Here is a 12,359-nt window from a genome sequence, read left to right on the forward strand (position 1 = left end):
GTCTTACGCCTCCGCTTCTTCAGCTGCTTCCCGCACGACGATGCGCACGCGGCTGAAGGGCTTCAGGATCCGGGTCGATTTGCCACGGCCGCGAGCGTGGAAGCGCTTCAAAGTGAAGCTCTTACCCACCGAGGCTTCCGCGACGACCAGTGCATCGACATCCAGATTGTGATTGTTTTCCGCATTGGCGATGGCCGAAGCCAGCACCTTGCGTACGTCCACCGCCATCGCCTTCTTCGAGAAAGCGAGGATGTTCAGCGCATCCTCAACCTTGCGGCCGCGAATCAGCGTAGCCACCAGGTTCAGCTTCTGGGCCGAACCACGGATTTGCGTGCCAACAGCCAGCGCCTCATTGTCAGCGACGCGACGGGGAGCCTTTTCCTTGCTCATTAGCGCTTGCCCTTCTTGTCGGCAGCGTGGCCGGGGAAGTAGCGGGTCGGGGCGAATTCGCCCAGCTTGTGACCCACCATGTCCTCGTTGACCGAAACCGGCACGTGCTTGCGGCCATTATAGACGTTGAACGTCAGGCCTACGAACTGCGGCAGGATCGTGGAGCGGCGCGACCAGGTCTTGATCGGACCCGAACGGCCACCGGCGTCCTGCGCGACTTCCGCCTTCTTCAGAAGGCTGAGGTCCACGAACGGACCTTTCCAGACGGAACGAGCCATCTCGCTTACCTCTTCTTCTTAGCGTGGCGGCTACGGATGATGAACTTGTCCGTCGCCTTGTTGTGGCGGGTGCGCGCACCCTTTGTCGGCTTGCCCCAGGGGGTAACCGGATGACGGCCGCCCGAGGTCCGGCCTTCGCCACCGCCGTGGGGGTGATCGACCGGGTTCTTCGCCACACCGCGCGTCAGGGGGCGGATGCCCTTCCAACGGTTGCGGCCTGCCTTGGCGAGGTTGGTGTTGCCATTGTCCGGATTACTGACAGCACCGATGGTGCCCATGCAGTCCGAACGGATGTAACGCTGTTCGCCCGAGGACAAGCGAACCATCACCATGCCACGATCACGACCGACCAGCTGGGCATAGGTGCCCGCCGAACGGCAGAGCTGACCGCCCTTGCCCGGCTTCATCTCGATATTGTGGATGATCGTGCCGACCGGCATCTGACCCAGTTCCATCGCGTTGCCTGGCTTCACGTCGGTCTTCTTACCCGCGACGACCTTGTCACCGGGCGCCAGACGCTGCGGCGCCAGGATATAGGCCTGGGTGCCGTCGGGATAGTTGACCAGCGCGATAAAGGCAGTGCGGTTGGGGTCATATTCCAAACGCTCGACCGTGCCCTCCACGTCCCACAGGCGACGCTTGAAGTCGATGATGCGATAGCGCTGCTTGTGGCCACCGGCGATACCGCGCGAGGTCACATGGCCCTTGTTGTTACGGCCGCCCGTCTTGCGCTTGCCCTCAGTCAGCGCCTTGACCGGCTTGCCCTTGTGCAGGCCGCTGCGATCCACGAGGATCAAGCCACGGCGTGCCGGGCTCGTCGGATTATAATGCTTCAGCGCCATCGTCAGCGCACTCCTTCGGTGATGTCGATCGACTGGCCTTCAGCCAGGCGAACGATCGCCTTCTTCACATCCGACCGCGTGTAGGGCTTGCCCTTCCACTTCTTCGTCTTGCCCTTCGTGACCAGCGTGTTCACGCTCTTGACCGTCACGCCCCAGAGCGCTTCGACGGCAGCCTTGATCTCTGGCTTGGTCGCATCATTGGCGACCTTGAAGACAACGGCGTTATTTTCGGAGAGAAGGGTGGACTTCTCAGTGATGACCGGCGCGACGACGACGTCATAATGACGATTGTCAACGGTCGCGGCTTCTTTCTTAGCCATTGAAACGGGCCTCCAGCTTTTCGACCGCGGCGCGGGTAAGCACCAGCGAATCGGCTTTCAGGATGTCGTAAACGTTGGCGCCAACGGCCGGCAGCAGGTTCACGCCGATGATGTTGGCCGAAGCCTTCGCAAAGCTGACGTTGACCGCATCGCCATCGATAAACAGCGCCTTGGTCAGGTTCAGCTTGGCGAGGTGCGCGACGAGCGCCTTGGTCTTGCCCTCCGCGACGTCCAGATTGTCGAGGACGATCAACGAACCATCCTTCGCCTTCGACGACAGAGCCATTTTCAGGCCGAGCGCACGAATCTTCTTGTTGAGATCGTGCCCAAAGTCGCGAGCGCGGGCACCATGAGCCTTACCACCGCCGATAAACACGGGCGCCCTGCGATCGCCGTGACGGGCAGTACCGCCGCCCTTTTGACGGCCGAACTTCTTGCCGGTGCGGGCAACGTCCGAACGCTCACGGGTGGCGCGGGCAGGCGCCCGGCGCTTTTCGAGCTGCCAAGTGACGACGCGGTGCAGGATGTCGGTGCGGGGCTCAACGCCGAACACGGCATCGTTGAGCTCCAGGTCACCAGCAGCCTGCGCGTCGAGGGTCTGTACATTGACCTTCATGATTTAGCCCTCCTGGCCTTCGGTCGCTTCGGGAGCAGCAGCTTCTTCAGCAGGCGTCTCGGCCGGAGCGGGGTTGCTGTTGGCGGCCGCCTTCAGGCTCGCTGGATAAGGAGCATCTGCCGGGCGCTTCACCTTAACGGCGTCGCTGACGGTCAGCCAGGTGCCCTTGGCGCCTGGTACGCTGCCCTTCACGAAGAGAAGGCCGCGCTCGACATCGGTGCGCACGATTTCCAGATTCTGCTGGGTCCGTTCGCGATCGCCCATATGGCCCGCCATCTTCTTGTTCTTGAAGACGCGGCCCGGATCCTGGCGGTTACCAGTCGAACCATGCGCACGGTGACTGATCGACACGCCGTGGGTGGCGCGCATACCGCCGAAGCCCCAGCGCTTCATGGCGCCGGCGAAACCCTTACCCTGGGTGTGACCGGCAACATCGACCAGCTGGCCGGCGATGAAATGGTCAGCGGCGATTTCTGCGCCGACATCGAGGAGCGCATCCTCGGCGACACGGAATTCCACCAGACGCGCCTTCGGCTCCACTTCCGCCTTGGCGAAATGACCGCGCTGCGGCTTGGCAACATTCTTGACCTTCGCAACACCCGCACCGAGCTGAACTGCGACATAGCCGTCGCGATCAACTTCCTTGCGGGCCACGACCTGATTGCCCTCAAGGGCCAAAACCGTAACCGGAACATGCCGTCCATCCTCTTGGAACAGACGGGTCATCCCGACTTTCTTAGCGATCACGCCTGTGCGCATCACTGATTACTCCCATAGAGGCCCGCCTTAGCAGCGGGCGTATCCAACGAAAAAACCGCTCAGGATCTCTCCTTCGCGGCCAACCCCTATATAGATCACCCCGTCCGGGTTGGATGCCACCCCCTGCTCGGGAACAGCGACGGAGGACCAGAACCACGAGCCTTCCCGGTTCACCGGAAGGGCCGTGCGGTATCCCTTGTGTCGTTTGAGCGTCCGGATTTCCGGAATGCCCGATACCCTGCCCTCCTTTCGGAAAGCAGGGACTTGCCAGCTTAGGCCAGCTTGATTTCGACGTTCACGCCGGCAGCCAAGTCCAGCTTCATCAGCGCGTCGACCGTCTGCGGCGTCGGCTGCACAATGTCAAGCATACGCTTGTAGGTGCGAACCTCGAACTGCTCACGCGACTTCTTGTCGATGTGCGGACCACGGTTGACTGTGAACTTTTCGATGCGCGTCGGAAGGGGAATCGGACCGCGAATAAGGGCACCGGTGCGGCGGGCGGTGTCGGCGATGTCGCCGGTCGCCTGATCAAGCACGCGATGATCGAACGCCTTGAGGCGAATGCGGATGTTGCTGTCCATTGTTCCTGTACCGATGCGAAAGAGCCAATAACAAACCGCCCCTGCAATGCCCTTCTAGCTCATTCGAGCCGGAGAAAGGCGATCCGGGGCGGTTAAAATTCTCAGCGGCGCGAATCAGGCGATTCGCGCCGCTGGCGTCCTATATTACTTCGAGATCGTACCGACAACCCCGGCGCCGACGGTGCGGCCACCTTCACGGATGGCGAAGCGGAGACCCGCGTCCATCGCAATCGGAGCAATCAGCTTCACCCCGAGCTTCACGTTGTCGCCGGGCATGACCATCTCAGTGCCCTCGGGCAGGATGACTTCGCCGGTGACATCCGTGGTGCGGAAGTAGAACTGCGGACGATAGTTCGCGAAGAACGGAGTGTGACGGCCGCCTTCTTCCTTCGACAGCACATACACTTCAGCGTCGAACTCGGTGTGCGGGGTGACCGAACCGGGCTTGGCCAGAACCTGGCCACGCTCGACGTCTTCACGGCCAACACCACGCACCAGCGCACCGATGTTGTCGCCTGCGCGACCTTCGTCCAGCAGCTTACGGAACATTTCAACGCCCGTGACGGTGGTCTTGCGGGTGTCCTTGATGCCGACGATCTCGACTTCTTCACCCACCTTGACGATGCCGGTTTCGACGCGGCCGGTCACGACGGTGCCGCGACCCGAGATCGAGAACACGTCTTCGATCGGCATCAGGAACGGCTTGTCAACCGGACGCTCCGGCTGCGGAATCCAGCTGTCGACAGCAGCCATCAGCTTCAGAACGGCGTCATGGCCGATTTCAGGAGTCTTGTCCTGCAGAGCAGCGACAGCCGAACCGGGGATGATCGGAATATTGTCGCCGTCGAAATCATAGGAGCTCAACAGCTCGCGGATTTCCAGCTCGACCAGCTCGAGGATTTCAGCGTCATCGACAAGGTCAACCTTGTTCATGAACACGACGAGCTGCGGAACGCCGACCTGCTTGGCGAGCAGGATGTGCTCACGGGTCTGGGGCATCGGGCCGTCGGTAGCCGAAACAACGAGAATCGCGCCGTCCATCTGAGCCGCACCGGTGATCATGTTCTTGACGTAGTCAGCGTGACCCGGGCAGTCGACGTGCGCATAGTGACGCGCTTCAGTCTCATACTCGACGTGCGCGGTCGAGATGGTGATGCCACGCTCGCGCTCTTCAGGAGCCTTGTCGATGTTGTCATAGCTGGTGAAGGTCGCACCGCCGGTTTCGGCGAGAACCTTGGTGATCGCCGCGGTCAGCGAGGTCTTGCCATGGTCGACGTGACCGATGGTGCCGATGTTGCAGTGCGGCTTGTTCCGCTCAAACTTAGCCTTAGCCATTTTTATCCTACCTTCTAATCAAATCAGCTTGGTCAGACCGCTCGGCCGCGCCTCGCGAAGGCGCGTCCATAGCAGCAAATTCACAGATTACCAGCCCCTAACCGAGCCGTTTTCACGGCCCGGCCGAGGAAAATCATCAGGCCATCTTCGCCTTGACTTCGTCCGCAACATTCTGCGGCACTTCGTCATAATGGGAGAAGATCATGGAGTAGTTCGCGCGTCCCTGGGTGAAGGAACGCAGCGAGTTCACATAGCCGAACATGTTGGCCAGCGGGACCATAGCCTCGACCACCTGCGCGTTGCCGCGCGTATCGGTGCCCTGGATCTGGCCGCGGCGACTGTTCATGTCGCCGATGACGTCGCCCAGATATTCTTCAGGGGTGACGACCTCGACCTTCATGACCGGTTCGAGCAGCGTGATTCCTGCCTTCTGCGCGACTTCCCGCATCGCGGCTCGACCGGTGATTTCGAAGGCCAGCGCTGACGAGTCGACATCATGATAGGCGCCGTCATACAGGTTGATCTCGAAGTCGATGATCGGGAAGCCGATCAGCGAGCCGGTCGCTGCGGTTTCGCGCATGCCCTTCTCGATCGCCGGGATATATTCCTTGGGAATATTGCCGCCCTTGATCTCATCCTTGAAGATGATGCCCGCGCCACGCTCGCCCGGCGTGACCTTCACCTTGATGCGGCCGAACTGGCCGGTGCCGCCCGACTGCTTCTTGTGGGTATAATCGACGTCAACGGCCTTTTTGAGATATTCGCGATAGGCCACCTGCGGCGCACCGACATTCGCCTCGACCTTGAACTCGCGCTTCATGCGATCGACCAGGATTTCGAGGTGAAGTTCGCCCATGCCCTTGATGATGGTCTGACCCGATTCGTGGTCGGTCGAGACACGGAAGGACGGATCCTCGGCGGCCAGGCGGTTGAGAGCAACGCCCATCTTTTCCTGGTCGGCCTTGGTCTTGGGTTCGACCGACAGTTCGATGACCGGCTCGGGGAATTCCATCCGCTCCAGGATGATGGGCTGGCGCTCGGCGCACAGCGTATCACCGGTGGTGGTCTCCTTCATGCCCGCCAGCGCGACGATGTCGCCGGCATAGGCCGCGTCAATGTCTTCACGGCTGTTCGCATGCATCAGAAGCATACGGCCGATCTTTTCCTTCTTGTCCTTGACCGAGTTCAGATAGGTGCCCTTGGTCAGGGTGCCGGAATAGACGCGCAGGAAGGTCAGCGAGCCCACGAACGGATCGTTCATGATCTTGAACGCCAGACCGGAGAAAGGCGCGTCATCCGCGGTCGCGCGGCTGTCCGGCTCTTCGGTGTCCGGGTTGATACCCTGAACGTCTTCGATATCCAGCGGCGAAGGCAGATAGTCCACGACCGCGTCTAGCAGAGGCTGCACGCCCTTGTTCTTAAACGCCGAGCCGCACAGGACCGGCACGAACGACTGATTGAGCGTGCCCTTGCGGATCAACTTCTTGAGCGTGGCGACGTCGGGCAGATTGCCTTCCAGATAGGCTTCCATCGCCTCGTCGTCCTGCTCAACAGCCAGTTCGATCAGCTTTTCACGATATTCGGCAGCCTTGTCGGCGAGATCGGCCGGTATTTCCTCATAGGTGAACTCAGCACCCAGATTCTCGTCCTTCCAGATGATCGCGCGATTCTCAACCAGATCGACCAGGCCCTTGAACTCTGACTCCGCACCAATGGGCAGATAGAGGACGGCCGGCGTGGCGCCCAGGCGGTCGATGATCGTCTGTACGCAATAATAGAAGTTGGCGCCGGTACGGTCGAGCTTGTTGATGAAGCACATCCGCGGAACCTTGTACTTGTCCGCCTGGCGCCACACGGTTTCCGACTGCGGCTCAACGCCGGCGACACCGTCGAACGCGGCGACAGCGCCGTCGAGCACGCGCAGCGAACGCTCGACTTCGATGGTGAAGTCAACGTGGCCGGGGGTGTCGATGATGTTCAGGCGATGCTCGGGGCCCTTGCCCTCTTCGGCCTTCCAAACGCAGGTCGTCGCAGCCGAGGTGATGGTGATACCACGCTCCTGCTCCTGCTCCATCCAGTCCATCGTGGCCGCGCCGTCGTGGACTTCGCCGATCTTGTATGACTTGCCGGTATAATAAAGGATACGCTCGGTCGTGGTGGTCTTGCCGGCGTCGATATGCGCCATGATACCGAAATTACGATAGCGTTCGAGCGGATGGCTGCGGGCCATGATGCTTCTCCGTTGCCGGCACGCCGGCGGTGAGTGAATGAGTCTTGCGGCTGGCCCCTAAACCAATCCGTCCGCCATGGGTAGCCCCACGGCGAACGGACCGATCTTCAAAACCAAGTTGGCGGAGCGGGCACCGGGGCGCCCGCCACTCCTTACCAGCGGTAGTGCGAGAAGGCGCGGTTCGCTTCCGCCATGCGGTGCGTGTCTTCGCGCTTCTTGACGGCATTGCCGCGGTTGTTGGCAGCGTCCAGCAACTCGCCCGACAGGCGGGCGGCCATGGTGGTTTCGCTGCGGTTGCGCGAAGCCGTGATCAGCCAGCGGATGGCCAGCGCCTGAGCGCGCTCGGGGCGCACTTCGACGGGGACCTGGTAGGTCGCACCACCAACACGGCGGCTACGGACTTCGATGCCGGGCTTCACATTGTTGAGCGCATCATGGAACATCGCGATCGGGTCCTTCTTGGACTTCGTCTCGACGGTTTCGAGCGCACCGTACACGATGGACTCTGCAACGGCCTTCTTGCCGTCTTGCATGATGCTGTTCATGAACTTCGACAGCACGATATCACCGAACTTGGGATCGGGAAGGATAACGCGCTTTTCGGGGCGACGACGACGTGACATATTACTGGTCTCCCCTTACTTCGGACGCTTCGCGCCGTACTTCGAACGGCTCTGCTTACGGTCCTTGACGCCCTGGGTATCCAGAACGCCGCGCAGCACGTGGTAACGCACACCGGGAAGATCGCGTACGCGGCCGCCACGGATCAGCACGACGCTGTGCTCCTGAAGGTTGTGGCCTTCACCCGGAATGTAGGTGATGACTTCGCGCTGGTTGACCAGACGCACCTTCGCCACCTTGCGGAGAGCCGAGTTCGGCTTCTTCGGGGTCGTCGTGTAAACACGGGTGCAAACGCCGCGCTTTTGCGGGTTTGCTTCCATTGCAGGGACCTTCGACTTGGTCTTCTGCAGCTCGCGGCCCTTGCGGACCAGCTGGTTGATCGTTGGCATGAAGCCCTTCACCTTTTCAGTTACTTTACCGGAACCATCCCCGCGTTGCTTGCCGCTGAAGGCACAAATCCTCCAAACAGCAAAGGCCCCGGTGGGCAGATGCCCGCTGGAGCCGCAAGAGCAGCCGGCAATGTTCAGCTCTGCCTAGCGCCATCGACCTGAAGACGAATCCTCAATGCATCCGGTAGCTGAGCAGGCGCGCCTATAACCATGGCGCCTTTCAGGGTCAAGCGGAGTCCCGATGCGCTCCGTTTCCCACTCAGCCCGGAATGGTGAACAACCGTTTTAGGAAATTGATAACGGTCGCCAAGCTATTGTTTCGTAAAGGGCGCTCCGACGACGCTCACTTGGACAGGTCGTGACGCAACTATCTTCTTTCACTGGCGAATTTCGTGATCCGGCTAGAGAGGCCGCCTTCCAGGGGCAGCGCCTGCCGGAATCCTGTCGCCAAGCGCGAACGCTGTTCTTTCTGTCCGCAATTCTCAATGCGCTATTCCTGCTGAGCGACTGGCGCTTCGCCGGTACGGCGCATTTCTGGATCGCCGTCCCGGCGCGTGTGACGGTCGTCCTCTGGTCGCTCTTCTGCCTGTCGCTCAGCAGCCGCCTGGCCGATTTCAAAGCGGTCGAACGGCTGTGCTTCATCTGGCAGATCGTGACCGCCATAGGTGTCGCATTCCTGGTCACCTCGCGCAGCGATATCGCGATATTCGTGTTGGTGATGCTGCCGCTGGTCTTCTACCTCGTGGTGCCGACCAGCTTTCGCGGCAATTTCGGCGGCGGCCTGGGATGTGGCATCCTGCTGCTGGCCGGCTATCTCGCGCCCGCGCCGTTATCCCCTACAATGCCGGGCATGCTGATGGCGGGACTGATGCTCCACTGCAGCATGTGGATCGCCATCAGCCGCACCAATCGCCTCCAGCGTCAGGAATGGGTGGCTAGCCAGGCGGCGCAGGACGCGCGCGCAGCCCTGGCAAGCAATGGCGAAACGCTGGAGCGCATGTTCATGAGCGTGCCAATCCCATTGCTGGTAACGCGCCCTGGCGGAACGGTCGTCCGCTTCAACGACGCGGCAGCCCGTACTTTTGGTTCGGATGGTGATATTTCGCGCGTTCAAGTACTCGGCGAAGGGGCTGCGGCTCAGGCCAGCCTCCGCGACCGGATATCCTCCGGCGACGCGGTCGATAATCAGGAATGCCGGATCGTTGCCAAGGATGCCATGGTTCACGACGTTTTGCTGGCGTCTCGTCCGATCGCGATCGGAGGCGAAGATTGCGTGCTTTCCAGCATTGTCGATATTACCGACCGCAAGAATGCGGAGCGGCACCTCGCCCATCTGGCCATGACCGATGCGCTCACTGGCCTTGCCAACCGGTCGCATTTCATGGCGACGCTGACCCAGGCGGTAAGCGCGACCAGCCGGACCGGCGGGCTGATGGCCGTGGTGCTGATCGACGTCGATGAGTTCAAGCGAATCAATGACAGCGCGGGCCACGATGCCGGCGACGCACTGCTGTGCGCGGTGGCTGAGCGGCTGCGGGCGGCGGTGCGGCCCGGCGATCTTGTCGCCCGCATGGGCGGCGACGAATTTGCCGTGCTGCTCACCCGCCTGCGCAACGCCTCCGATCTGGAGGCGATTCTCGCGCGCATGACGACACAATTGCACCAGCCGCTTAGCCATGGCGCTCGCGATGTGGACTGCCGGGTCAGCATGGGCGTCGCACTGTTCCCCGAGCATGCTGGCGACATTGCCGATCTGATGAAGTTCGCGGACATCGCGCTTTATGAGGCGAAGAATGGTGGCCGCGGCCGGGCTTGCCTGTTCGAACCCTGGCTGCTGGACCGCTGGCAACGCGAGGCCAGGATGCTGGAACGTGCACGTCATGCGCTGGTGCATGCGCCACCCGCCCCCTGGTATCAGCCAAAAATCGATCTTGCGACCGGCGCCATAATCGGTTTCGAAGCGCTGCTTCGCTGCGTCCGAACGGATGGATCGATCATCATGCCCGGCGAAATAGCCGCCGCGTTCGAGCATTCGGAATTGGGACGCAAGATCACCGATCGGATGCTGGAACAGGTACTCGCCGACTGTCGGCGCTGGCAGGATCTTGGCCTCGATATCGGCCATGTCGCCATTAATGTGCCAGGCGTGGAATTGCATGACAGCGGCTTTCCCGACCGTTTGTTAGCGCAGTTGGAAAGTGTGGGCGTGCCGCCTTCACGAATAGAGCTTGAGGTGACGGAGTCCGTATTCCTTGGCCGCAACGCCGAAGTCGTGGAACGCAGCCTGCATCAGCTCAGCGACGCGGGCCTATCGATCGCGCTGGACGATTTTGGCACCGGCTATGCCTCGCTCTCGCATTTGAAACAGTTTCCGATCGACGTCATCAAGATCGACCAACGCTTCGTTCGCGACCTGGAAACCGACCCCGATGATGCAGCGATCGTCAGGACGCTGCTCAACCTGGCCTACAGCCTGAACATCCGCACCGTCGCCGAGGGCGTCGAAAATAGGCACCAACTAAACTATCTGCGGGCGGGCGGATGCCATTATGCGCAAGGATTTCATTTCGGCGCCGCTGTACCCGCAATTATGGTGCCGACCTTGCTACGCTCGGCCCGAACGACCCGCTCTCAAAACGCCTGAAAAATTTGCCTTTGTCGGGAACCGTAACCCCGATTGCACGTTTCAGCCCGCCTTCATTTCGACTCGTCACGAGTCCGCCGGTGCGGATTCGCGCGCTCTTCCTGCATTTGCTAGCGCCCCGATTCTCGAAAAATCGAATGCGGGGTCGCAATTGTTGTATCGAACCAAGAAGAGGGTTGCTGCCCTCTGGGTCAGGATTATTACCCTGTGCCCCGAGCGGGAAATCTTCCTGCGGTCTGACGGACAGGTCAAATTCATACGCATATCTACCCGCGTTCAACTGCTGGCGGCGGCGCTTCTTTGCGCGCTTTTGATGGGAGCGGCCGCACTTTCACTCTCGATGGTCTCTGACCGCTCGGCTGTGGCGCACGAGCGCGCCGCAATAGACGCCGAGCGCAAGGCGGTCGCCAAGGCGTCCGATAAGGTGGAGAGCTATCGCCGGTCGGTGGAGACACTCGCCCGCGACCTTCAGGCGCGGCAGGATTTCATGGACGATCTTTACCGCACCCATTTCGGCGATGAGGAAAGCGACGCCGCAGAAGGATTGGTGGGCAAGTCGGACAAGGCGGCAGCCAAGGGTGGCTCTCCCGCTCTCAAGCTCCAGATCAGCGCCTCTTCAGAAGCCCAGCCCCTGCTGACGATCGATGCCCGTCAGCGCCGGTTCGCCATGCTGCTGACCGATGCCGTGAAGCGGCGTGCCGACAAAACGGCGGCGGCGATCCGCAGTTTCGGCCTCAATCCCGATGCCCTGGCGCGTACCGCCGCGCGTGCGCAAGGCGGCCCCTTTGTGCCATGGCGCGGCCAGCGCGACGCGATGCCGCAGGAATTTGAACGGCTGACGGACGCGCTGTCCCGCATGGAGTTTCTGGAGAGCAGCCTGATGACGATTCCGTCGGGCCGCCCCACTTTGGCGCCGATGCAATCCAGTTCATACGGCTATCGCCGCGACCCGTTCAACGGCCACGCGGCCTTTCATGCGGGCATCGACTTTCCCGGCAGCCATGGCCAGCCGATCCTGGCCGCCGCAGCTGGCAAGATCAGCTTTGTCGGCCAGCGCAGCGGCTATGGCAATGTGGTAGAGGTTAGTCACGGTAATGGTCTCATGACCCGCTACGCCCATCTGTCGGGCTTTGCCGCCCGGGTCGGCCAGCAGGTCGGCCGGGGCGCGATGATCGCTCGCATGGGATCGACCGGCCGTTCTACTGGCGACCATCTGCATTTCGAGGTGCGGCTGAACGGCGAACCCATCAATCCCCGCCGTTTCCTGGATGCCCGGAAAGACGTTCTCCAGGTGCAGCGGGTCGCAACTGCCCGCCTCGCCGATGTCGGCGATCGGGGTTAGATGTGCGCCCTT

At 61.4% G+C, this 12,359-nt stretch carries 13 protein-coding genes; 2 read left to right on the forward strand and 11 right to left on the reverse strand.

The genetic code is table 11. The features are described from left to right. Window positions 1–3 precede the first annotated feature (3 nt). The 11 genes from rplV to rpsL all read right to left on the reverse strand — a co-directional run bounded on the left by rplV (window position 4) and on the right by rpsL (window position 8,361). A complete protein-coding gene (rplV, locus tag K663_RS15220; RefSeq protein ID WP_013847761.1) occupies window positions 4–390 on the reverse strand; it encodes a 50S ribosomal protein L22 in 387 nt (128 codons plus the stop codon). Then, complete coding sequence (gene rpsS, locus K663_RS15225) at window positions 390–668, reverse strand: 30S ribosomal protein S19 (RefSeq protein ID WP_007686576.1); 279 nt, start codon at window positions 666–668, stop codon at window positions 390–392. The genes rplV and rpsS overlap by 1 nt, the downstream gene beginning before the upstream one ends. 5 nt (window positions 669–673) lie before the next feature. Beyond that, on the reverse strand, window positions 674–1,510 hold the full coding sequence (gene rplB / locus K663_RS15230) for a 50S ribosomal protein L2 (protein WP_062119379.1): 837 nt from the start codon (window positions 1,508–1,510) through the stop codon (window positions 674–676). 2 nt (window positions 1,511–1,512) lie between these two features. Then, window positions 1,513–1,830, reverse strand: a complete 318-nt coding sequence (locus K663_RS15235; RefSeq protein ID WP_062119382.1) for a 50S ribosomal protein L23 — start codon at window positions 1,828–1,830, stop codon at window positions 1,513–1,515. Continuing rightward, window positions 1,823–2,446, reverse strand: coding sequence for a 50S ribosomal protein L4 (gene rplD / locus K663_RS15240; RefSeq protein ID WP_062119385.1), 624 nt, complete (start codon window positions 2,444–2,446; stop codon window positions 1,823–1,825). The genes K663_RS15235 and rplD overlap by 8 nt, the downstream gene beginning before the upstream one ends. A gap of 3 nt (window positions 2,447–2,449) precedes the next feature. Beyond that, window positions 2,450–3,205: a 50S ribosomal protein L3 gene (gene rplC / locus K663_RS15245; protein WP_037464420.1), complete on the reverse strand. Its 756-nt coding sequence runs from the start codon at window positions 3,203–3,205 to the stop codon at window positions 2,450–2,452. A gap of 272 nt (window positions 3,206–3,477) precedes the next feature. After that, complete coding sequence (gene rpsJ, locus K663_RS15250; protein ID WP_007686587.1) at window positions 3,478–3,786, reverse strand: 30S ribosomal protein S10; 309 nt, start codon at window positions 3,784–3,786, stop codon at window positions 3,478–3,480. Between the two features lie 144 nt (window positions 3,787–3,930). Beyond that, window positions 3,931–5,121 (reverse strand): elongation factor Tu, encoded by a 1,191-nt coding sequence (gene tuf, locus K663_RS15255; protein ID WP_037464417.1) that lies wholly within the window; start codon window positions 5,119–5,121, stop codon window positions 3,931–3,933. Between the two features lie 136 nt (window positions 5,122–5,257). Further along, window positions 5,258–7,351 (reverse strand): elongation factor G, encoded by a 2,094-nt coding sequence (fusA, locus tag K663_RS15260; RefSeq protein WP_062119388.1) that lies wholly within the window; start codon window positions 7,349–7,351, stop codon window positions 5,258–5,260. 152 nt (window positions 7,352–7,503) lie between these two features. Continuing rightward, window positions 7,504–7,974, reverse strand: coding sequence for a 30S ribosomal protein S7 (gene rpsG / locus K663_RS15265; protein ID WP_037464411.1), 471 nt, complete (start codon window positions 7,972–7,974; stop codon window positions 7,504–7,506). Window positions 7,975–7,989: 15 nt separating this feature from the next. Beyond that, on the reverse strand, window positions 7,990–8,361 hold the full coding sequence (rpsL, locus tag K663_RS15270) for a 30S ribosomal protein S12 (protein ID WP_007686591.1): 372 nt from the start codon (window positions 8,359–8,361) through the stop codon (window positions 7,990–7,992). Window positions 8,362–8,719: 358 nt separating this feature from the next. On the opposite strand from rpsL, the gene K663_RS15275 reads away from it, so the two are divergent. Together K663_RS15275 and K663_RS15280 are read left to right on the forward strand one after the other, a co-directional pair. Beyond that, a complete protein-coding gene (locus K663_RS15275; protein ID WP_062119391.1) occupies window positions 8,720–11,005 on the forward strand; it encodes a putative bifunctional diguanylate cyclase/phosphodiesterase in 2,286 nt (761 codons plus the stop codon). Window positions 11,006–11,156: 151 nt separating this feature from the next. Continuing rightward, the gene (locus K663_RS15280) at window positions 11,157–12,347 is read left to right on the forward strand and encodes a M23 family metallopeptidase (protein WP_235589460.1); all 1,191 of its coding nucleotides are present in this window, start codon (window positions 11,157–11,159) and stop codon (window positions 12,345–12,347) included. The last annotated feature ends 12 nt before the right edge of the window (window positions 12,348–12,359 follow it).

Source organism: Sphingobium sp. MI1205, assembly GCF_001563285.1.
Classification (GTDB): Bacteria; Pseudomonadota; Alphaproteobacteria; order Sphingomonadales; family Sphingomonadaceae; genus Sphingobium.

What these genes read in the sequence shown, in the direction of transcription:
- rpsS (WP_007686576.1), bottom strand. Translation starts at nt 668, where the DNA reads ATGGCTCGTTCCGTCTGGAAAGGTCCGTTCGTGGACCTCAGCCTTCTG.
- rplD (WP_062119385.1), bottom strand. Translation starts at nt 2,446, where the DNA reads ATGAAGGTCAATGTACAGACCCTCGACGCGCAGGCTGCTGGTGACCTG.
- rplC (WP_037464420.1), bottom strand. Translation starts at nt 3,205, where the DNA reads ATGCGCACAGGCGTGATCGCTAAGAAAGTCGGGATGACCCGTCTGTTC.
- tuf (WP_037464417.1), bottom strand. Translation starts at nt 5,121, where the DNA reads ATGGCTAAGGCTAAGTTTGAGCGGAACAAGCCGCACTGCAACATCGGC.
- rplB (WP_062119379.1), bottom strand. Translation starts at nt 1,510, where the DNA reads ATGGCGCTGAAGCATTATAATCCGACGAGCCCGGCACGCCGTGGCTTG.
- rpsL (WP_007686591.1), bottom strand. Translation starts at nt 8,361, where the DNA reads ATGCCAACGATCAACCAGCTGGTCCGCAAGGGCCGCGAGCTGCAGAAG.
- rpsG (WP_037464411.1), bottom strand. Translation starts at nt 7,974, where the DNA reads ATGTCACGTCGTCGTCGCCCCGAAAAGCGCGTTATCCTTCCCGATCCC.
- fusA (WP_062119388.1), bottom strand. Translation starts at nt 7,351, where the DNA reads ATGGCCCGCAGCCATCCGCTCGAACGCTATCGTAATTTCGGTATCATG.
- rplV (WP_013847761.1), bottom strand. Translation starts at nt 390, where the DNA reads ATGAGCAAGGAAAAGGCTCCCCGTCGCGTCGCTGACAATGAGGCGCTG.
- rpsJ (WP_007686587.1), bottom strand. Translation starts at nt 3,786, where the DNA reads ATGGACAGCAACATCCGCATTCGCCTCAAGGCGTTCGATCATCGCGTG.
- K663_RS15235 (WP_062119382.1), bottom strand. Translation starts at nt 1,830, where the DNA reads ATGGCTAAGAAAGAAGCCGCGACCGTTGACAATCGTCATTATGACGTC.